The sequence below is a fragment of the Streptomyces yokosukanensis genome (genome assembly GCF_001514035.1).
GTDB classification, from domain to species: domain Bacteria; phylum Actinomycetota; class Actinomycetes; order Streptomycetales; family Streptomycetaceae; genus Streptomyces; species Streptomyces yokosukanensis.
This window is the reverse complement of record NZ_KQ948211.1, coordinates 277,820-298,176: the sequence shown is the minus strand read 5'-3', so window position 1 is coordinate 298,176 and position 20,357 is coordinate 277,820. Positions and strand designations below refer to the sequence as shown.

Below are 20,357 nucleotides of genomic sequence, written 5' to 3'. Positions count from 1 at the left end.
GGACGTGGGACGCCTCGTGCCTGCCGTGACCCGGGCTCTCGACATTCTTGAGCTGTTCCTCGACGGGGACGGGACGCTCTCCGCCCCCGACATCGTGCGCAAGCTGCAGCTGCCGCGCACCACCGTGCACGAGCTGGTCACCACGCTCGCCGCACGCTCGTACATCGTGCCCGTGCCGGACCAGCCCGGACGTTACCGGCTCGGCGTACGCCCGTACCAGCTCGGCAGCCGCTACGCCGAGCAGCTCGACCTCGCCGCCGAGGGCCGGCAGGTGGCCCGCTCGGTCGCCGAGACCTGCGACGAGACGGTCCATGTGGCGATCCTCGAGGGCACCGACGTCATCTACATCGCCAAGGTCGACTCCACCCACGCCGTCCGCATGGTCTCGGCCGCCGGCCGCCGCCTGCCGGCCCACTGCACCTCGGTCGGCAAGATGCTGCTGGCCTCCCTGCCCGAGCAGGAGCTGACGGCGCGGATCCCCGACGACGCCGAGCTGACCGCGATGACGCCCAACAGCATCACCGACCCCGCCGTGCTGCGCTCGGCGCTGGCGGAGATCCGGCGGCAGGGCGTCGCGGTGGAGAGCCGCGAGTCCAACCCGGACGTGAGCTGTGTGGCGGCCCCGGTGCGCGACCGCACGGGCCAGGTCGTCGCCGCCCTGTCCGTCTCGGTCCCCATGATCCGCTGGAGCGAGGAGCGGCGGGCCGAGCTGGCGCGGCTGGCGGTGAAGGGCGCGGCGGAGCTGTCCGAGCGGCTGGGCCACCGGAGCGCGGTGTGAGCGGCGGGTACGAGGTCGCCGTACGGGCCGAGGCGACGCTGGGCGAGGGCCCGACCTGGGACCCGGCGACGGGCCGGCTGATCTGGCTCGACATCCTGGGCATGCGCGTGCACACCTACGACCCGGCGACGGGCCGGCGCACCGTACGGACCACGGAGCAGCACGTGGGCGCTGCCAAGCCCCGGGAGGGCGGCGGCCTGGTCCTCAACCTCCGGGACGGCGTGGGCCTGGCGGACCCCGACGGCACCTTCCGCTGGCTGCACCACGAGCCGGTCGCGGGCCGTCGCGGGAACGACGCCGCCGTGGCTCCCGACGGCTCGCTGTGGGCGGGCACGATGCGCTACGACGAGGCGCCGGGCGGCGGCACGCTGACCCGGCTGACCGGCGACGGTACGGCGCGGACGGTCCTGTCCGACGTCACGGTCGGCAACGGGACGGGCTGGAGCCCCGACGGCCGGCTCATGTACCACGTCGACAGCCCCACCCGCCGGGTGGACGTCTTCGACCACGACGGCGAGCGGACCGGAGGCCGCCGCCCCTTCGTCCGGATCGAGGAGGGCGCGGGCTTCCCGGACGGTCTGACGGTCGACGCGGACGGCTGCGTGTGGGTGGCGCTGTGGGACGGCGCCGCGGTACGCCGCTATACGCCCGCCGGCGAGCTGGACCGGGTGATCAGCCTGCCGACGCCCCGTACGACCGCCTGTGCGTTCGGTGGCGCCGGCCTGACCGACCTGTACATCACGACGGCGCGTACGGGCCTGCCCGCCCCGCATCCCCTGGCGGGGTCCGTGCTGGTGGTCCCGGGGGCGGGAGCGGGGCTGCCCCAACCGGCGTTCAAGGGGTGACGGTGCCCACGGCGTCGACCCCCGCCGCCTTCCGCTCCTGCGCGGTCAGCGGCGGCCCCGTCAGCGGGGGCCTCAACGGCCCCATCGCCGCCGCGAGCAGGACCTGCGGGGTGAGCAGCACCTGCGCCCCCCGCTCCAGGGACGTCACGTCGGTGACCCGGCGGGCGACGCGGCCGTTGCCCGTCGCGGTGTACATCAGACGGCCGACGTAGGCGGACACGATCCGGTCCCGCACGGTGGGCCCGGAGGGCGTCGCGCCGGGGTAGAACACGTCCTGGCCGAGGGCCAGGTCCCAGGCCGCGCGGACCGGGCGGGCGACGGCCCGCTGCACGCGGCGCGCCAGCCCCGGCGTGCCCCAGCCGTGCCGCTTGACCACCTCGCGCAGCAGCAGCGCGCTCTGCGCGGCGACGGCCAGACCGTGGCCGTAGACCGGGTTGAACACGGCGAGCGCGTCGCCGAGCACGGTGAAGTTCTCGGGCCAGGCCGGCATCCGCTCGTAGAAGTGCCGGCGGTTGACGGTGGAGCGGGTGACCGACACCTCGGACAGCGGCTCGGCGCGCTCCAGCAGCTCGCCCAGCAGCGGATGCCGCAGCTTCTCCCGGGCGAAGGGGATGAACTCCTCGTCGGCGGCCGAGGGTTCGCCACCCCGGGTGCCGCAGAGGGTGACGATCCACCGGCCCTGCTCGATGGGCAGCAGGAAGCCGGATCGGCCGGGTCCGTCGCCGTGCGGATCGGACTGCAGGTTGACCACCGGGAAGTCGTCCCTGGCCGCCTCGGGGGCACGGAAGAGACGGCTGGCGTAGACGACGCCCGGGTCGATCTCCCGGTGCTCCGGCGCCGACAGCCCGAGGTCCGCCAGCCACCCCGTGGCCCGGGACCCGCGCCCGGTGGCGTCGACCACGAGATCGGCGCTCAGGGTGTGTTCGGCGCCGTCCCGGCTCCGCAGCCGTACGCCGGTGACCGCGGCGTCGGTGCCGGTGAGGCCGAGGGCCTCGGTGCGGTCGACGAGTTCGATCCGCCGGTCGGCGAGGACCTGTGCGCGCACGGTGGCGTCCAGCAGGTCCCGGCCGGCCAGGATCACATGGTGGGACTCGGGCCAGCGCCGGAACCAGCCCTGTGCGGAGAAGGCGACCATGCCCGTCGTGACCGGGTGCCGGCGCCCGCCGGCGGCCTGGAGCGCCTCGGTGATCCCGGGCAGCAGCTCCTCCACGGCCCGTACCCCGCCCGACCACAGCATGTGGGCGTGCCGGGCCTGCGGCAGCCCCTTGCGGGGTTCGGCGCCGTCGGGCAGCGCGTCGCGTTCGACGATCACGACCCGGTCGGCGCAGTCGGCGAGCGCGCGTGCCGCGAGCATGCCGGTGTGGGATCCCCCCAGCACGACGGCGGTTCTGACGGGGGAGGGGGCTTCAGTCATGCGCGGACACGCTCTCTGCCGGGGCGGCCGCGTGAGCGCGTACCGCCATGATGTCGTCGGGGTGGCGGAGGGCTTGGGACACGGCCTGGATTTCCTGGAGCAGGTAGGTCGTGTCGGGTCCGGAGGGCGAGCCGGCGCCGTCGGACCGCGCCGCCCGCTCGCCGCCGGCCGCGTCCAGCAGGGCCACGGCGGCGGCGAGGGCCCTGGCTCGGCCCACTTCGTGGCCGAGGGCGAGGGCGGAGTCGTACGCGCGTGCGCGCAGGTCCTCGTCGAGGTGCCGGGACAGTTGCAGCAGCGCGTCGCGGATGAAGGTCTCGCGGCGGATCAGGCGCAGTTCGGCGGGGGCCTGCGGGGCGAAGGGCTCGCGCTCGCCCGTGACCGTGCGCGTCAGCTGGTAGAGGGGGCCGAGGGAGCGGTGGCGCAGCCGGACGTTCCAGCGCTCGTGGAGATACTGGCCGACGTGCGGGACGATGAAGCCCACCGCGACCAGGGTGGCGGACACGCACGCGCCCGCGGGAGCCACGTCGGTGCTCAGCCAGTCCAGGTCGTGGCCGGTCCACCGGGCCACGACGGCCGTGAGCTTGGCGGCGTCGAAGAACAGGTTCGTGGCGTAGCCGACGCCCAGCAGCCCGAGCCCCCAGCGCAGCCAGGCGTCCAGGCCGTCCGTGCGGATCCAGTTCCAGATCAGCCGTGCCGTGATCGAACAGGCCACGGTGTGCGCGACGAGGTAGAGGAGGATCTCCTCACGCATGAACGGGGTGTCGGCGTAGTAGGTGTCGATGTCGCGCAGCCGCTCCACGGGCACGTCCGCGAGCGCGAACAGCACCCACAGGGCGACCACCACACCCGCGTAGACGGACACCACCCAGCGGGTCACCCGGCGGGTCTGGGCCGAGCGGTCGGAACGGCCGTTGCGCCAGGCGATGATCAGCAGCAGCCAGGACGCGCAGAGCGCGGTGAGCAGGGAGTACACCCAGGGCGCCGAGATGTTCGGCACCCCGGTGACCCGGTTCGTCCAGGCGATGGTCCGCGGGGACGCGAAGACGAACACCCCGCAGGCGAACAGCAGCAGTCCGCCGACGGCGCGCAGCATCGGGTCCCGCCACATCTTGATGATGCTGGGCAGCTTGATCGCCAGGGCGGCGGTCAGGACGGCCGTCGGGATCCAGAAGGAGATGGAGACGTCACCGGTGAATCCGGAGGAATCGAGCGCCAGGATCACGGCGTTGTTCCCCTCTCGCGTGCCGCTCCCTCCGCCTTGGGCGCGCGCCCCTTCGGCTCGTCCGCCTGCTCGCGTCCGCGATAGCCGAGGGTCCGTTGCACCGGGCCGAGGGAGGCGCCGGCACCGGCGCCGGAGTCGGCGAGACGGTGCCGGAACAGGGCGGCCAGGCGGTGCCCGAAGTCGTCCGCCTCGGCCTCGTCGGCCTCCCGGGAGCCGTTGCGGGCGGCCACCGTGAGGGGCGTGTCCCGCCAGCCGGGTGTGTCGGCGAGGGCGCGGGCCGCCGCGTCCCCGGCGAGGTGGTGGTGCCGGTGCCCGGCGTGCAGATGCCACAACTCATGGCCGAGGATCACCAGTTGCTGCACGGCCTCGGCCCGCTCCTCCACGATCACCAGGTCGAAGTCGGCGAACTCCACCCACAGCCCGGTGACCTCGATCTCGTCCGGGAAGCGCTCGAAGCGCAGGCGCACCGGCCGCCCGCCGCGCAGCCGGGTCATCTCCTCGCACAGCACCCGGCACACCTCGCGTACGCCGTCCGGCGCCGAGGGGCGGGTGCGGACGGCGGCGGCGAGGTCGCCGGCCAGCGAGCGCATCGCCGAGCCCGGACGGGAGCGCCGCAGCCGTGCGGTCAGGCGTGCCGCCCGCTCACGCGCGCCCGCGATGCCCATCGCCTCCCCCTTCTCCCGGCCGCTGCAGGGCCCGGCTGTAGGGCCCGTCCGAGGGTACGCGCCTGGATGTGTTCGCGTCATGCGATCCGACGAGCGTCGTTCAACCGGGAACGACCCGGTGAGCGTGTACGTGATCAGGGCGGCACGGTCAGACGGGGGCGACCGGCAGCCCGCCGCTCGCCCTGCCGAGCAGCGTCAGGCTCACCTTCCCCGGCCCCGACAGCGTGGTGAACTCCGACAGGACCGCCAGCGCGAGGGTGTTGGTGCCCCGGGTGCGCAGGATGCCGTTCGGCAGGACGAAGGTGTGCTGCGGGCCCACGTTGTTGATGTACTGGCCCATGTTCCAGCCGTTGAGGAAGATCTGCGCCCGGTAGGCCCGGTACGGATCGTCCTCGAAGGTCAGTCCGATCGAGGCGTCGACGTCCGCCGGAACCGACAGCCGGAAGCCGGTCCGGTACCAGGTCACGCCCTGGTACCGGGCGGCGCGCGGGAAGGCCGTCGGCTCCCAGTCGTGGTCCCGGAAGGCGGGCAGGTGCCAGCCCTTGCGCTCGCCGTACAGGCCGCCGTTGTTCATCGGGCCGCGCACGGGGTCGGGGGCCGCCGCACCCTGGATCCGCCACGTCACCTTCGGCGAGGCGCCGTGGAAGGTGGCGGCCACGAGGCCCCGGGCCGTCTTGTGGGTGTCGAGGCCCTTGCCGTCCTGGTCGCGCTGCATGCGCCGCACGAGCACGGACAGCACGTGCCGGCCGGGCGAGCGCAGCGCCTGCCGCACCGGGAAGGCGGCGGTCGCCGCCCAGCTCCCCTGTCTGGTGGTCGTGTCCTTGTCCGGGACCGGCATCCGGTGGGTGCCCAGCGGCTCGCCGTCCAGCCAGGCCATCAACAGGCCCTGGGTGCCGGTGCTGTACGCGAGCGCGACCTCGTCCAGGCCGGTCGAGTCCGTGAAGGTGCCCCGGTACCAGACGTCTCCGTAGTGGAAGCCGTAGTCGTCGGCGAAGAGGACCGGCCGGCCGTCCGGCACGGGCGTGGTGCTGAACGACGTCCGCTTGTCGGCCGTCTTCCAGCCCGAGTCGTCGAAGCCGGGCCCGGCCTCTGGGTTCTCCCTGCGCATCCGCCAGCCGCCCAGCTCGGGCAGCTTCACCTCGGGCGCGGCGGGCAGCAGGCCGGTGGTCATCAGGCTGCCGGACAGCGTCACCCGGGTGGGCAGTCTGCGCCCGTTCCACACCAGGCTGTCGATCCCGCGCGGCCCCCACACCTCCACGCTCGTCGTCTCGGTGACGTCACCCGTCAAGTGGACCTCGGAGCCGCGCAGTTCGACATGGCGCAGCAGCGCCGGGCCGTACACGAGCAGGGTTCCCGACGGGGTGTCGTACGGGAACAGGCGTACGACGGTGGCGTCGTCGGCGAAGAGCAGCAGCAGCGGCGTCTCGCTCTCGCCCTTCTGGACCAGCACACGGGTCAGTCCGCCCTGGCCGAGCGGTACGTTCACGTGCAGCTCGTCGTCGGCGAACGCCCAGGCGGCCTCCGGGTCCAGACGCATGACGCTGGGCTCGGTCCGGCACTTCAGCACCAGCTCGGCCATCTCCGCGCGGCGCCCCGAGAACAGGGCGATGTCCTGCCGCCCCGCCGTCACGCACAGCACGGGCTCGGCGGTGGCGTACTTGAGGATCCGCCCGCCCAGCTTCAGCCCGGTCGTCAGCAGCCTGGCGTCCTTGCCGGGCACGGTGACCCGCACCCGGCCGGCATCGGTCGGCAGATCGGTGGTGACCGGGTCCGCGGCGTCGTTTCGGGCGACGTAGACGTGCGCGCCGGTGTCCGGGTTGGCCAGGTGGTAGACCTTCAGGCCGTCGGCCTTCACCTCGGCCGCCCGGTCCAGCTTGGCGAAGTCGGGCACGCGCTGCAGCAGATGGCCGAGCTGGTGCATCGGCGCGATCTTCTCGGTGACGCCCCGGCCCTCGTCGATGGCGGCGCCGTAGTCGTACGACGTGTAGACGACCGGCGCGGGCAGCCAGCCCCAGGAGGTCCCGCCGAAGGTCATGTACACGTTGTGCAGGGTGAGCCCGTTGGCGAGGTTGGTGAGGTAGAACCGGCGCTCGTAGGCGGCGTCCCGGGTGCGCCGCGACTCGGCGTACCCCTTGCCGTCGAACATGGCCCCGCCCCACGGGTCGAACCAGCCGCCGCCGAACTCGGGCACGAACCCCGGCGTCGACGGCGAGGCGCTGGCCCCGCCCTTCGCGCCGCCGGGCCCGAACGTCCCCCAGTCCGGCGGGGTCTGCGTCGGCGACGGATACCCGTCGAAGCCGTACAGCCAGCCGTCCTTCTCGCCGCCGGTGTCGAACGAACCGGGCACCCAGTAGCCGTTGCGCCCCTTGTCGTTGTGGAACAGCGGTACGTCGATGCCGTCGGCCCGCACCTTCTTGTACAGGTGCGACATGTACGCCCGGCCGCTCTCGTCGAGGTGGGCGTCGTACTCGTTCTCGATCTGGTACAGCAGGATCGTGCCGGTGCCCCGGGTGTACAGGTGCCTTCGGGCGATGCGGTTCACCTGGGTCAGCCACTCGTCGACGTGCCCCAGATAGGTCGGGTCGTCGGTCCGGGCCCTGCCCTCGGTCGCCGCCAGCCAGCCGGGGAAGCCGCCGCCGTCCACCTCGGCGTTGATGTACGGGCCGGGCCGCAGGATGACGTACAGCCCCGTCTCGGCGGCCGTGCGCAGGAACAGATCGAGGTCCCGGACGCCGGTGAAGTCGTACGTCCCCGGTGCGGGGGAGTGGTAGTTCCAGGCCGCGTAGATGCTCACGGCGTTGTACCCGTGCGCCCGCATCTTCTGCAGCACGTCCCGCCACAGGGAGGGGCTCGGCAGTCTGAAGGGGTGCATCTCGCCGGACCACACGACCAGCCGTTCGCCGTCCACGAGCAGCGAGTACCGGTCGTAGCCGATCGTGTGCGGCTCGCCGTCGGCGCTGGGCGGGGCGGGTGCCGGTCCGGTCGGCGCGCCGTGCGCCGCGTAGGCCGAGGGCGCCCCGGGGCCGCCGCTGCCGCCCAGGGCGAGCCCCAGGGCGGTCGAGCCGGCCAGGGCACTGAAATTACGTCTGCTGAGCGCCAAGGTGGATCCTCCCGGGCGATCTTACGGGGCGCGGGTGCGGCCATTCTCCACGCGGCGACGCCCCACAATGGATCCATGAGGATCTCGGCGCGGGCGGATTACGCGGTACGGGCGGTACTGGAGCTGGCCGTACGGCAGGGTAACGGCCCCGTGAAGGCAGAGGAAATCGCCTCCGTCCAGGCCATCCCGCACAAGTTCCTGGAAGGGATCCTGGGCGACCTCAGGCGTGGCGGGATCGTCGACAGCCGGCGTGGCGGAGGCGGCGGCTACCGGCTGGCGCGGGAGGCGGCCGACATCACGGTCGCGGATGTGATCCGGGCGGTGGACGGCCCGATCGTGTCGGTCCGCGGCGAACGCCCGACCGGCCTCGCCTACACCGGCACCGCACAGCCCCTGCTGCCGTTGTGGATCGCGCTGCGCGCGAACGTCCGCCGGATCCTGGAGGGTGTCACCCTCGCCGATCTCGCGGCGGACGAGCTGCCGGAGCCCGTCCGTGCGCTGGCCGCGGAACCGGGGGCGTGGGAGAACCCGTAGCCGGGTGCGCGGGCCGTGGTGAAAAACTCCGGATGTGAATGGCCGGAGTTGAGCCTTCCGGGTGTGGGCCGGGCTTTCTACGATGCGGAGCGCTTCACAGGCTCCACACAGACCCCCCACACACGACTATTGGGAGAAACCATGGCTGGTGGACTCCTCCTGAGCGGCGCCGTGGCGGCGCTGCTCTCCACCGCGATACCCGCCCACAGACCCGCCGGCGGAGTGTTCGACGACCCGCCCCCGGACAAGATCGTCATCGACGTGGCGACGGTGAACGGCTCCGGGTGCCCCGAGGGCACCGCGGCGGTCGCCGTCTCGCCGGACAACACCGCCTTCACGGTGACCTACAGCAACTACCTGGCCCAGGCCGGCGGCAACTCCGACCCCACGGCCTTCCGCAAGAACTGCCAGCTGAACCTGGTGGTCCACGTCCCGCAGGGCTTCACCTACGCCGTGGCCAGCGCCGACTACCGCGGCTTCCTGGCCCTGCAGCCCGGCGCGAGCGCCACCCAGAAGGCCTCGTACTACTTCCAGGGCTCCTCGCAGACCGTGCCCAGGACCCACCCCTTCAGCAGCCCCTTCAACGACAACTGGGAGGCCAGCGACAGCACGGACTGGGCTCAGCTGGTCTGGGCGCCCTGCGGGGTCCTGCGCAACTTCAACATCAACACCGAGCTGCGCGTGAACGCGGGCACCACCAACGCGGACAAGGTCAGCTTCATGACGATGGACTCGACGGACGGGGACATCAGCACCGTGTACCACCTGGCATGGAAGCAGTGCCCGAGCAGCTAGGCCCGCACTCGCACCTGCACCGTCCATCCACGTAGACGACCGGATCCGGCGTTACGGCGTGCAGGCCCATGAATGCATGATCGTGGGCCTGCACGCGCTCCCCGAATGCTTCACGAGCCCCATGTCAGGGCTCTCGGCGGTGCCGTTGACTCGGGTGGATGGGAAACGACATGAGTACAGATCGCCCCTGGGGCAAGGCTGTCGTCATCGGCGGCAGCTACGCCGGACTCGTGACCGCACGCGTCCTGGCCGACTTCTTCCATGAGGTCGTCCTCGTCGAACGGGATGCCGTCGACGAGGACACCGGCGTCCATCCGGGCGCCCCGCAGGGCTACCACGCGCACGCGATGCTCGCCAGGGGCGGGCAGATCCTGGAGCGGCTCTTCCCGGGCCTGCGCGAGGAGTTGAGGGAGGCGGGAGCGCCGTTCTTCGACTACGGCGAGGGCATCGACTACCTGCTGCCCGTCGGACTCGCGCCACGGCAGCGTACGGGCGTGGCGATCCAGACCTTCACCCGCGACGAACTGGAACGCCGCCTGCGCCGCAAGGTGCTCGCCCTGCCCCAGGTCAGGCTGATGCCGTCCACCCGGTGCACGGAGCTGACCCGGGACTCCTCGGGCCGGGTGAGCGGCGTGATGTGCCGATCGCAGAGCGACGAGCCGGTCCAACTCGCCGCCGACCTGGTCGTCGACGCCTCCGGACGGTCCAGTTCCCTGACGGACTGGCTGGGCGCGATGGGGATCACCGTGCCGCCGAAGCGCACGGTGAAGGCGAAAGTCACCTACACGTCGATGAACTTCGACCGGCCCGCGGCGAACGACCCCGGCCACCCCGGCTTCTACGTCGCCTATCAGATGCCGTTCGCACCCACCGTGCCCCGGGCCGGCGTCCTGCTCGCCGTGGAGCGCGACCGCTGGACCTGCTCGCTGTTCGGCTTCGAGGAGCAGCCGCCGACCGACGACAAGGGTTACCTGGAGTTCGCGGAGAGCCTGGACAACCCGCGCCTGGCCGAGCACATCGCCCGGCGCACCGTCCAGGAGCCCACCCGTCGCTACACCAGCGTCGACAACCAGTGGCGGCCCTTCCACGCCGTCGGCAACTGGCCCGACCGCCTCATCGCCGTCGGCGATGCCGTCTGTGTCTTCAACCCCGTCTACGGCCAGGGCATGACGGTCGCCGCGATGGAGGCGGAGCTGCTGCAGACCATGCTGGAGCAGTGTCGCGCGAGCGGCCGACTGGACGGCCTCGCCCGCGGATTCCAGAAGAAGGTGGGCCGTCTGGTGCTGGGCCCGTGGACGCTGTCCACGAACTCGGACCTGATGTGGTCCCCGAAGGGCCAGCCCCTCGCCGCGCGCTTCGCCCACTGGTACAACACGCGTCTGTTCCACGTGGCGGTGAAGGACGTGGCCGTATGGCGGCGGTTCGTGCGGGTGGTGAACATGGTGGGCTCACCGGCCCTGCTGTTCCATCCCTCGGTGGCCCTGAAGGTCCTGACGGTCACTTCCCGCCGGCGTGCGTGACGAACGCGGACCAGGCGGCGGGTGAGAGGGCGAGCGAAGGACCTTGCCGGTCCTTGGAGTCGCGGATGTGGATGGTGGCGGGGCAGGTGGCCACCTCCACGCAGTCGCCGTCACCGCCGCTGCTGTAACTGCTCTTGAACCAGGCCAGTTCGGAGGTGTTCATAGGTCCCCTCGCATCCGCTGCAGCAGACTCCGGGAGTCATCCAGAGTGAGAGCCTGCGAACGCATCCTGGCATACCGCTGGTTCAGGATGCTGAGCTCTTTCGCGTCGGATACGAGCAGTCCACCTCGCTGTCCCTCGCAGTAGGCGAACCACTTGTTCTTCGGGGTCTCCAGCAACTGCATGGGTCCGTCGAGACCGGCGTGGGATTTCCGGACCGTCGGCATGACCTGGATCTCAACGTTCCGTAGATCGCTGATCTCCAGCACGTGGTCGATGAGTTCCCGTGTGACCTCGACTCCGCCTGTGCGCCGCTGAAAGGCGTGCTCCTCGACGATGAAGCCGAACGCCGTGTTCGGCCGGTCGCGCAGCAACTGCTTGCGCTTGGCTCGGGCGGCCCAGTTGTCCTCGATCTGGTCGTCGTCCAGCGGCGGAAGCTGTTCAGTGAACAGGACCCGCGCGTACCGCTCCGTCTGCAGCAGCCCCGGCACCATCCTGGACTCGTACGTGTAGAGCGTGATGGCCAGCTTCTCCAGTCCGGCCCATCGCCGGAACCAGGAAGCCAAGCCCGCCTCCCGCTCCAGAAACTCCGCCGCCCTCCTCAACGCCCCCGTGTTCCCCAGCGCCGGCTCCGCCGCCTCCACGAAGTCCGGGTCCGGCATCCTCCTGCCCAACTCGATGGACGCGACCGTGTGTTTGGAGAACCCCACCAGTTCCCCGAGTTCCTCCCTGCTCAGCCCGTGATACTCCCGGAGGGCCTGTACCACCGCTCCGAACTGGCGCAGACTGACCGACGACTCCGGCTCACCGCCGTTTCCCGTACCCATGGCGCACATGGTTACGGCCTGTCACGAGTACTGTCCAGGCCGTGACTGCGTACGCTGCGCGAGCGTACGCGGTCCGCACCTGGTGAAGTGCCGGTCACGCCCGCCACATTGGGCCCATGACCGCACCGCCCCACGCCACCCGCACCGTCACTCAGCGCCTCAGTTCCACCCCTCGCGGCGCCCGCCTGGCAAGGCATCTCACGCTGGCCCAGCTCGACACCTGGGGCATCCCGCACGGCACCGAGACCGCCGACGCGGTCGCGGCGATCGTCGCCGAGCTGGCCGCCAACGCCGTCACCCATGGGCGCGTACCGGGGCGGGACTTCGAACTGAGGCTGGTCCGGCTGGCCGGGAGCATCCGCGTCGAGGTGAGTGACACGCACGACGGACGACGGCCGCCCGGACCCGAGGACGTGACCGAGCCGGGGCCGCTCGCCGAGGCGGGGCGCGGGCTCGTGCTGGTGGACGCGCTGGCCGACCGGTGGGAGGTGGTCCAGCGCGACCCGCTCGGCAAGACCGTACGGGCCGAGGTCGACATGCCGCCGTGGCTCAGTACGGCGTTGGTGCGAGAACGGGGGACTCGCCAACCGGATCATGTAAAGTCGCCCGACGTGAACACCGGACCGGCGCTACGCCACACACGGATCGGCTACCCGGTGAGGGGCTGACCGCACGGCGGGTGCGCGGAAGGCACCCCCTCGGTTCGGCACGCGGACCTCCTGATGCTCGCGCATCGCGAGTCCGTTCTTCGTGCCGAACAACAAAGAGGTCAGCCGCATGGCAGTCACGTTCAACCACACCATCATCGCCGCCAAGGACCGCACCGAATCCGCCCTGTTCTTCCGCGAGTTGCTGGAAGTCCAGGAAGCGCCGTCCTGGGGCCCGTTCACCAACATCCAGCTCCCCGACGGCGTGCTGCTCCAGTTCGCCGAGCCGCCCGTGGAGATCCAGATGCAGCACTACGCGTTCCTCGTCGACGACGAGCTGTTCGACCGGGCGTACCAGCGGCTGTGTGATCGCGGCATCGAGCACTGGGCCGATCCGCAGATGCGGCGCCCGAACGAGATCAACGACGAGCACGGCGGTCGAGGGGTGTACTTCAAGGACCCGGCCGGTCACGCGATCGAGCTGATCACCCGCCCCTACCTGTAGTCGACCCACAGACCCCCGCCGGCCGTCAACGTGCGAACTTTGCGACGGCCGCCGGGGTGACGGGGGTGAAGAAGTTCACGAGGTTGCCGTCGGGGTCGCGGAACAGCAGCGATCGGTTGCCCCAGGGCATCGTGGTGGGCTCGGTGACGAAGTCGGCGACGAAGCCGGTCAGGTTCTCGTGGACGCGGTCCACGTCGTCGACGAGGAACTCGGTGATCACGCTGTGGTTGTCCGCCGGGCGGGCGGAGCCCGGGGCGAACAGCGGGACGGTGCGCGTGCCGGCGATCGCGAGGGTGGCGTTGGGGGTCCTGAGTTCGGCGAAGTCCTCGGTGGCCCACACCGCCTGCACCCCCGTGGCCCGCTCGTAGAACTCGACGAGGCGCGCGACGTCGCCGGTGATGATGCGGATCGAGACGAAGTCCATGGTGATCTCCTTGGCTGCTGGAGCTGCTGTGCTTCGCAGGCTAGAAGAAATAGTGGACAGAATCGGTCCTGTATTCGCGTTAGGCTGGGAACATGCCTCGCCCCACCGGCCGCGTGCTGACACTCCTGGAGTTGCTGCAGTCGGGCGGCACCCGGACCGTGGCCGAACTCGCCGATCGGCTCGGCGTGGACGGGCGCACCGTGCGGCGGTACGTGGACCAGCTGGTCGACCTCGACGTGCCCGTGGAGTCGGTGCGCGGCCGCTACGGCGGGTACCGGCTCGCTCCCGGGTACCGTCTGCCTCCGCTCATGCTCAGCGACGACGAGGCGCTGGCTGTGCTGCTCGGCCTGGTCGCCGGCCGCCGGTCGGGGTTGACGGCGGCGGGGCACACCGCGAGCGAGACGGCAACGGCCAAGATCCGGCGGGTGCTGCCCGGCCACGTCGCCCGCCGGCTCGACGCACTCCTGGAATCCCTCGCCTTCACGGACCGCCCCGGCGAGTCCGCCACCCCGGACGCCGGGGTCCTGCTCACCGTCGCCGACGCGGTACGACACCACCGACCGGTCTCGATCAGATACACCGACCGCGAGGGCCGGCGCAGCGAACGCACGCTGCACGCGTACGGAATCGTCGCCCATTCGGGCCGGTGGTACGTCACGGGCACGGACCCGGAGATCGGCGAGGACCGCACCTTCCGGCTCGATCGCATCGCGGACGCGAGGACCCTGCCCGGCTCGTTCGAGGCGCCCGTGGACCCCGATCCGGCACAGCGAGTGCTGTCAGGGTTCGCCACGGCCGAGTACCGGCATGAGGTGACCCTGCGGATCCACGGGACGGTCGAGCAGATCCGCGCCCACCTTCCCGCCGGCGTCGCGCGCCTGGAGGAGCACGCGCCCACGTCGGACAAGGACCCGGCGGCCGAGCGGTGGCTGCGCGTCGAACTGCGGGCGGAGCGGCTCGACTGGTTGCCTGCGGTACTCGCCGCACTCGACCGGCCGTTCGTCATCGAGCGCCCCGACGAACTGCGCGACCTGGTCATCGCACGCGCCGAACGCCTCGCGTCCTACGCCCGCCGAACCTAGCCCGCCGCGTTCGGCCAGCTCTGGGCGTTCGGCCAGCCGGTGGCCGGCGCCGGGGTCAGGCCGGTGGCGGCGGCAGGCGCCGTCATGCCGCGCACCTGAGCCGCCGTGAGACCGCCACGGGCCGGGACTCCGGGGGGAGTGGGGGCGATCGCGGCGGCGGGGGCCGGTATCGGGACGGGGGCGGGAGCGGGCGCCGGTGTCGGCAGAGGTATCGGGGGCGGCAGGGGAGCAGGCGTCGGTACCGGGACCGGCTGGGGGACCGGCATGGGGGCCACCGGCTGCTGCACGGGTGCCATGGGCTGCTGCACGGGTGCCATGGGTGGCGGCGCCGGGACCGGCTGGGCCGCCGCGGGCACCGGCGCCTGCAAGGGCGGTGCCGGGAGTGGTGCGGGGGTCGGCTGGGGTGCCGCGGTCAACGGCTGGGGCGCCGCCGGCAGCGGCATCCCGGCGCCGGGCGGTACGGCGGCGGGGAGCGGCATGCCGGTGCCGGCGGCCGGAGCGGGAGCGGCGGTCATGGCCTGGGCCTGTGCGGCCAGGCCCGGTACGCCGCCTCCGTTGGTCGCGCCCACCAGCCGGTCCACCGCCGCCGTACCCGAGCTGTAGCTGGTCCCGGTGCCCAGCTCGGGTACGGCGGCTCCCCTCCTGGACCCGTAGAGCACCTGCTCCAGGCCGGACACCAGGCGACGCACGTCGACCTGGGGGCGCACCACGAGTCTCAGGAAGCGGCTGGAGGATCCGATCTTGTTTCCGCACTCGCGGACCAGAAGCCGGTGCTCGGTGAGCATCCGGTCCCGGACCACCGTGCCCTCGGCGCCGACGGGCAGCCGTACGAAGAGGAAGTTCCCCTGGGAGGGGTAGACGGTGAGGCCGGGGAGTGCGGAGAGGTGGCCGGCCATGTCCAGGCGGTCGCGGCGGATCTGCTGAAGGCTCTGCGCGTACTCGGCGCCGTGCTCCTTCAGCATGAACACCACGTGCTCGGCGAAGGAGTTGAGGTTCCACTTCGGCAGCATCGAGCGGACCTTTCCCGCGAGGGCCGGGTTCGCCACCAGATAGCCGAAGCGGATGCCGTGCAGGCCGAAGTTCTTGCCGAGGCTGCGCAGGACGATGACGTTCGGGCGGAGCATCGCCTCCTGGACGACGCTGGGCTCGGTCTCGGCGTCGGCGAACTCCAGGAAGGACTCGTCCACGACCACCAGGTCCAGGTCGGCCATCGCGTCCATGAACTGCACCACCGACTGCTTGCGCAGATAGCCGCCGTCGGGGTTGTTCGGGTTGCAGATCACCGCCACCCGGGTGCCGCGCCGCCGGATGAACTCGGCGTACTGGGCGAGGTCCAGGGCGAAGCCGCTGGCCTCCTGGAGCGGGAACATGTCGACCCGCTTGCCCGTCTCCATCGGCTGGTCCGTCCAGCGGCCGAAGGTGGGGACGGGGACGGCGAGGGACTCGCGGACCAGCAGATGGTCGATCCAGGTGATCAGTTCGGTGGAGCCGTTGCCCATCGCCACGCAGCTCGGCGGCAGTTGCAGCAGTGAGGACAGCTCACCGGTGATGATGTCGGCGCTGCTCGGGTAGTACGTGACGATCTCGCGCAGCCGGGCCGCCAGCTCCTCGAACATGGCCGGCGTGGGGAAGTACGGATTGCACGGGACGCAGAAGTCCACCGGGCCGGTTCCGTCGCCGCCCTCTCGCGTCAGCGCCGCCATCGAGGGGCTGTGCGCGGCGGTGCCGCGGAACAACGTGGTGACGTTGCCGGCCAAAGGTTCCTCCGTTCGGGCGGCCCGCGCGGTGGAACGCGGGCCGCCCTTCAGTACGGAGGCGGACGTGCCGTCGTTCAACTCATGTGCTGAACTTGTGAATGGTGGTCGTCCGGTACGTCCGGCCCGGCCGCAGCACGGTGGAGGGGAACGACGACTCGTTCGGCGAGTCCGGGAAGTGCTGGGTCTCCAGGGCCAGCCCGTCGCCCTGCCGGTAGGTGCGCCCGGACGGGCCGACGAGGGTGCCGTCGAGGAAGTTGCCCGAGTAGAACTGCACACCGGGCTGGTCGGTGAGGATCTTCAGGGTGCGGCCGGAGCCGGGGTCGCGCAGGGTCACCACGTGCTCGGGGCGGGCTGTGACGCCCTTGTCGAGGACGAAGTTGTGGTCGTAGCCCTTCGCCGTGACCAGCTGCGGGTGGCCGATGCGGATGTCCCGGCCGATCGGCTTGGGGCGGGTGAAGTCGAAGGGGGTGCCCTCGACCGCCGCCAGCTCGCCGGTGGGTATCAGGCCCGCGTCGGTGGGGGTGAACCGGCCTGCGGCGAGGTGGAGTTCGTGGTCGTAGATGCCGCCGCCGCCCTCGCCCGCGAGGTTGTAGTACGTGTGGTTGGTGAGGTTGACGACGGTCGGCCTGTCGGTGGTGGCCTCGTAGTCGATGCGCCAGTCGCCGTGCCGGGTGAGCGTGAAGGTCACCTTCGTCCGCAGCGTGCCGGGGTAGCCCATCTCGCCGTCGACGCTCGTGTAGTACAGGTGCAGTCCGACGTCCGCGCCGTCGGTGAACGGCTCGACGTCCCACACCTTGGTGTTGAAGCCCAGCCTGCCGCCGTGCAGGCTGTTCACGCCGTCGTTGACGGACAGCTGGTACGTCGTGCCGTCAAGCGTGAAGCGGCCCTTGGCGATGCGGTTGCCGTAGCGGCCGATGGTGGCGCCGAAGTAGGTGGTCCCGGCGACGTACGCGGCGAGGTTGTCGTAGCCGAGCGAGACGTTCGCGTGGCGGCCGTGGCGGTCCGGGATCTCCAGGGACTGGACGATGCCGCCGTAGGAGAGGACCTTCAGGCGGGTGCCGCCGTTCTGCAGCGACCAGCGGTACACCTTCGTGCCGTCGGCGAGCGTGCCGAAGTACTCCTTCACGGGCTTGCCTGCGGAAAGGGCCTGGGCGGTGCCCGTGCCGAGCGCGGTGGCCGCGAGGCCCGCCGCCGCGGCGCCGGCGATGACCGTGCGTCTGTTCAGTTCCATGTGGTGCGGCTCCTTTGAGCGACGCTTACGAACCGGACTTGCGCTTGTTCCACACGTCGAACCCGACCGCCGCCAACAGGGCCAGGCCCTTGATGACCTGCTGCCAGTCGGTGCCGACGCTGAGGAGGTTCATGCCGTTGTTCAGTACACCGAGGACGAGACCACCGATGATGGCGCCGAGGACGGTGCCGACACCACCGCTCATGGAGGCGCCGCCGATGAACGAGGAGGCGATGGCCTCCAGCTCGAAGCCGTCGCCCGCCTTCGGCGAGGCCGCGTTCAGACGGGCGGCGACCACCAGACCCGCCAGGGCCGCGAGCACGCCCATGTTCAGGAACACCTGGAAGGTGATGCGCCTGTCCTTCACACCGGACAGCTTGGCCGCCGGCAGATTGCCGCCGATGGCGTAGATGTGGCGGCCGAAGACCGAGTTGCGCATGACGTAGCCGTAGCCGCCCACCAGCGCGCCGAGGATGATCAGGACGATCGGCGCGCCGTCGTAGCTGGCCAGCAGCAGCGTGAGGGCGAGGATCGCGGCGACCAGGGCGACCAGCTTGAGCAGGAACAGCCGCACGGGCACGACGACGAGGGAGAACTCCTGCTGGCGGCGCCGGTCGCGGACCTCCTGCCACACCACGGCGGCGATCAGGACGATGCCGAGGAGCAGGGTGAGGTTGTGGTAGTTGGTGTTCGGGCCGACCTCGGGCAGGAAGCCGTTGCCGATCTTCTGCAGGCCGTTCGGGAACGGGCCGAGGGTCTGGCCCTTGAGCAGGATCTCGGTGAGGCCGCGGAAGAGCAGCATGCCCGCCAGGGTGACGATGAACGACGGTATGCCGAGATACGCGATCAGGAAGCCCTGCACGGCGCCCGCCGCCGCGCCCACCAGCAGGCACAGCATCAGGGCGAGGGGCCAGGCCATGCCGTGCTGCACGGTCAGCACGGCCGCGAACGCGCCCACGAACGCCGTGATCGAGCCGACCGACAGGTCGATGTGCCCGGCGATGATCACCAGCATCATGCCGATCGCGAGGATCAGGATGTAGCTGTTCTGCAGCACCAGGTTGGAGACGTTGCGCGGCAGCAGCAGATCGCCGCCGGTCCAGAACTGGAAGAGGACGACGATCAGACCGAGCGCGATCAGCATGCCGTACTGGCGCATGTTGCGGCGCAGGCCGCCGAGCACCAGCCGCAACAGGCCCGCGCCGGCGGCCGATCCGCCCTTGCCCGGCGGCGCGGCGGCCGGGCTCTTGTCGGTGACGTCCGTGCTCATCGCGTTACCTCTTCGTCCTTCGCCTTGTCGGTCGGCGCCTTGTCCTTCGTCATCCGGCGCATCAGCACTTCCTGCGTGGCCTCGGCCCGCGGCACCTCACCGGTCAGCCGCCCGGCGGCCATCGTGTAGATGCGGTCGCACATGCCGAGCAGCTCCGGCAGCTCGGAGGAGATGAAGACGACCGCCTTGCCCTGGGCGGCCAGCCGGTCGATGACCGTGTAGATCTCGTACTTGGCGCCCACGTCGATGCCGCGCGTGGGTTCGTCGAGGATCAGCACGTCCGGACCCGCGAAGATCCACTTGCTGAGCACGACCTTCTGCTGGTTGCCGCCGGACAACTTGCCCACCGGCTCGAACACCGTCGGCGCCTTGATGTTCATCGAGGTGCGGTAGCCCTCGGCGACCTGCCGCTCCGCCTGCTCGTCCACCACGCCGCGCTTCGCGACCTTCTTCAGCGCGGTCAGCGAGATGTTCCGGTTGACGGTGTCGATGAGGTTGAGGCCGTAGTGCTTGCGGTCCTCGGTGACGTACGCGATGCCGTGCTCCACCGCCTGGGCGACGGACTTCGTACGGATCTCCGTGCCGTCCTTGAGGACCGTGCCGCCCGCGTACCGGCCGTAGGTGCGGCCGAAGACGCTCATCGCGAGTTCGGTGCGGCCGGCGCCCATCAGGCCCGCGATGCCGACGATCTCGCCCCGGCGGACGCTGAGCGACACATCGTCCACGACCTTGCGCTGCTGGTCGATGGGGTGAAGGACGGTCCAGTTGCGGATCTCCAGCGCCGGTGCCGCGCCCTCCTGCGGCTCGTGCGGGGTGCGCTCGGGGAAGCGGTGGTCGAGGTCGCGGCCCACCATGCCGCTGATGATCCGGTCCTCGGTCGTCTCCGGCGCCTTCACGTCGAGCGTCTCGATGGACCTGCCGTCGCGGATGATCGTCACCGAGTCGGCGACCCGGCGGATCTCGCCCAGCTTGTGGGAGATGATGATCGAGGTGATGCCCTGGTTCTTCAACTCCAGGATGAGATCGAGGAGTTTGCCGCTGTCCTCGTCGTTCAGCGCCGCCGTCGGCTCGTCGAGGATGAGCAGTCTCACCTCCTTCGACAGGGCCTTGGCGATCTCCACCAGCTGCTGCTTGCCCACGCCGATGTCGGCGACGCGGGTCTCCGGGTGCTCGTCGAGGCCGACCCGGCGCAGCAGTTCGGTGCCGTGTCCGAGGGTCTCGTTCCAGTTGATGAACCCGCGCGTGGCGTGTTCGTTGCCGAGGAAGATGTTCTCGGCGACGGAGAGGTACGGCACCAGCGCCAGCTCCTGATGGATGATGACGATGCCGCGCCGCTCGCTCGCCCGGATGTCCTTGAACCGGCAGACCTCCCCCTCGAAGAGGATCTCGCCCTCGTAGGTGCCGTGCGGATGGACGCCGGAGAGCACCTTCATCAGGGTGGACTTGCCGGCGCCGTTCTCCCCGCAGATGGCGTGGACCTCGCCCCGGCGGACGGTCAGGGTGACGTCCGACAGCGCCGTGACACCGGGAAAGGTCTTGACGATCGAGCGCATTTCCAGGACGGGTCCCGCCATGGTCGTG

General features: G+C 71.0%; 19 protein-coding genes. 8 read left to right on the top strand and 11 right to left on the bottom strand.

Annotation, left to right across the window (positions count from 1 at the left end; translation table 11 throughout):
- Positions 1 to 4 precede the first annotated feature (4 nt).
- Complete coding sequence (locus AQI95_RS16895) at positions 5 to 778, top strand: IclR family transcriptional regulator (RefSeq protein ID WP_067123710.1); 774 nt, start codon at positions 5 to 7, stop codon at positions 776 to 778.
- A complete protein-coding gene (locus AQI95_RS16890; protein WP_067123708.1) occupies positions 775 to 1,623 on the top strand; it encodes an SMP-30/gluconolactonase/LRE family protein in 849 nt (282 codons plus the stop codon). The genes AQI95_RS16895 and AQI95_RS16890 overlap by 4 nt, the downstream gene beginning before the upstream one ends.
- Here the strand turns inward: AQI95_RS16890 and AQI95_RS16885 are convergent.
- The 4 genes from AQI95_RS16885 to AQI95_RS16870 all read right to left on the bottom strand — a co-directional run bounded on the left by AQI95_RS16885 (position 1,613) and on the right by AQI95_RS16870 (position 8,024).
- On the bottom strand, positions 1,613 to 3,037 hold the full coding sequence (locus tag AQI95_RS16885; protein ID WP_107121664.1) for an FAD-dependent oxidoreductase: 1,425 nt from the start codon (positions 3,035 to 3,037) through the stop codon (positions 1,613 to 1,615). The genes AQI95_RS16890 and AQI95_RS16885 overlap by 11 nt on opposite strands.
- Positions 3,030 to 4,259, bottom strand: a complete 1,230-nt coding sequence (locus AQI95_RS16880; protein WP_067123706.1) for an MAB_1171c family putative transporter — start codon at positions 4,257 to 4,259, stop codon at positions 3,030 to 3,032. Before AQI95_RS16880 ends, AQI95_RS16885 begins: the two co-directional genes overlap by 8 nt.
- The gene (locus tag AQI95_RS16875; RefSeq protein WP_079071294.1) at positions 4,256 to 4,924 is read right to left on the bottom strand and encodes a toxin-antitoxin system, toxin component family protein; all 669 of its coding nucleotides are present in this window, start codon (positions 4,922 to 4,924) and stop codon (positions 4,256 to 4,258) included. The genes AQI95_RS16880 and AQI95_RS16875 overlap by 4 nt, the downstream gene beginning before the upstream one ends.
- Before the next feature lie 148 nt (positions 4,925 to 5,072).
- Positions 5,073 to 8,024: a glycoside hydrolase family 35 protein gene (locus AQI95_RS16870; RefSeq protein ID WP_067123703.1), complete on the bottom strand. Its 2,952-nt coding sequence runs from the start codon at positions 8,022 to 8,024 to the stop codon at positions 5,073 to 5,075.
- A gap of 75 nt (positions 8,025 to 8,099) precedes the next feature.
- Here AQI95_RS16870 and AQI95_RS16865 point away from each other — a divergent pair, with 75 nt between their 5' ends.
- The 3 genes from AQI95_RS16865 to AQI95_RS16855 all read left to right on the top strand — a co-directional run bounded on the left by AQI95_RS16865 (position 8,100) and on the right by AQI95_RS16855 (position 10,873).
- Entirely contained in the window at positions 8,100 to 8,558 is a 459-nt protein-coding gene (locus AQI95_RS16865) for an RrF2 family transcriptional regulator (RefSeq protein WP_067123701.1), read from the top strand.
- A gap of 141 nt (positions 8,559 to 8,699) precedes the next feature.
- On the top strand, positions 8,700 to 9,353 hold the full coding sequence (locus AQI95_RS16860) for a DUF4360 domain-containing protein (protein ID WP_067123699.1): 654 nt from the start codon (positions 8,700 to 8,702) through the stop codon (positions 9,351 to 9,353).
- A 170-nt stretch (positions 9,354 to 9,523) separates the two neighbouring features.
- Positions 9,524 to 10,873, top strand: a complete 1,350-nt coding sequence (locus tag AQI95_RS16855; protein ID WP_067123697.1) for an FAD-dependent oxidoreductase — start codon at positions 9,524 to 9,526, stop codon at positions 10,871 to 10,873.
- Here AQI95_RS16855 and AQI95_RS16850 read toward each other — a convergent pair.
- Together AQI95_RS16850 and AQI95_RS16845 are read right to left on the bottom strand one after the other, a co-directional pair.
- The gene (locus tag AQI95_RS16850) at positions 10,851 to 11,036 is read right to left on the bottom strand and encodes a DUF397 domain-containing protein (RefSeq protein ID WP_067123694.1); all 186 of its coding nucleotides are present in this window, start codon (positions 11,034 to 11,036) and stop codon (positions 10,851 to 10,853) included. The genes AQI95_RS16855 and AQI95_RS16850 overlap by 23 nt on opposite strands.
- Entirely contained in the window at positions 11,033 to 11,869 is an 837-nt protein-coding gene (locus AQI95_RS16845; RefSeq protein WP_067123692.1) for a helix-turn-helix domain-containing protein, read from the bottom strand. The genes AQI95_RS16850 and AQI95_RS16845 overlap by 4 nt, the downstream gene beginning before the upstream one ends.
- A 107-nt stretch (positions 11,870 to 11,976) precedes the next feature.
- Between AQI95_RS16845 and AQI95_RS16840 the strand changes: the two genes are divergently transcribed.
- Positions 11,977 to 12,528, top strand: a complete 552-nt coding sequence (locus AQI95_RS16840) for an ATP-binding protein (RefSeq protein ID WP_079071292.1) — start codon at positions 11,977 to 11,979, stop codon at positions 12,526 to 12,528.
- 109 nt (positions 12,529 to 12,637) lie between these two features.
- Entirely contained in the window at positions 12,638 to 13,012 is a 375-nt protein-coding gene (locus AQI95_RS16835) for a VOC family protein (RefSeq protein WP_067123690.1), read from the top strand.
- Between the two features lie 25 nt (positions 13,013 to 13,037).
- Here the strand turns inward: AQI95_RS16835 and AQI95_RS16830 are convergent, their stop codons facing one another.
- A complete protein-coding gene (locus AQI95_RS16830; protein WP_067123688.1) occupies positions 13,038 to 13,436 on the bottom strand; it encodes a VOC family protein in 399 nt (132 codons plus the stop codon).
- Between the two features lie 92 nt (positions 13,437 to 13,528).
- Between AQI95_RS16830 and AQI95_RS16825 the strand changes: the two genes are divergently transcribed.
- A complete protein-coding gene (locus AQI95_RS16825; RefSeq protein ID WP_067123687.1) occupies positions 13,529 to 14,518 on the top strand; it encodes a helix-turn-helix transcriptional regulator in 990 nt (329 codons plus the stop codon).
- On the opposite strand, the gene AQI95_RS16820 is transcribed toward AQI95_RS16825, so the two are convergent.
- The 4 genes from AQI95_RS16820 to mmsA form a co-directional block, all read right to left on the bottom strand.
- A complete protein-coding gene (locus AQI95_RS16820) occupies positions 14,515 to 16,275 on the bottom strand; it encodes a pyridoxal phosphate-dependent aminotransferase (protein WP_067124087.1) in 1,761 nt (586 codons plus the stop codon). The genes AQI95_RS16825 and AQI95_RS16820 overlap by 4 nt on opposite strands.
- 79 nt (positions 16,276 to 16,354) lie before the next feature.
- Positions 16,355 to 17,506 carry an aldose epimerase family protein gene (locus AQI95_RS16815; protein WP_067123685.1) on the bottom strand — a complete coding sequence of 384 codons (1,152 nt, stop codon included), beginning with the start codon at positions 17,504 to 17,506 and terminating at the stop codon, positions 16,355 to 16,357.
- Between the two features lie 25 nt (positions 17,507 to 17,531).
- Positions 17,532 to 18,776 (bottom strand): multiple monosaccharide ABC transporter permease, encoded by a 1,245-nt coding sequence (gene mmsB, locus AQI95_RS16810; protein WP_067123683.1) that lies wholly within the window; start codon positions 18,774 to 18,776, stop codon positions 17,532 to 17,534.
- A complete protein-coding gene (gene mmsA / locus AQI95_RS16805) occupies positions 18,773 to 20,350 on the bottom strand; it encodes a multiple monosaccharide ABC transporter ATP-binding protein (protein WP_067123681.1) in 1,578 nt (525 codons plus the stop codon). Before mmsA ends, mmsB begins: the two co-directional genes overlap by 4 nt.
- Positions 20,351 to 20,357: the final 7 nt, after the last annotated feature.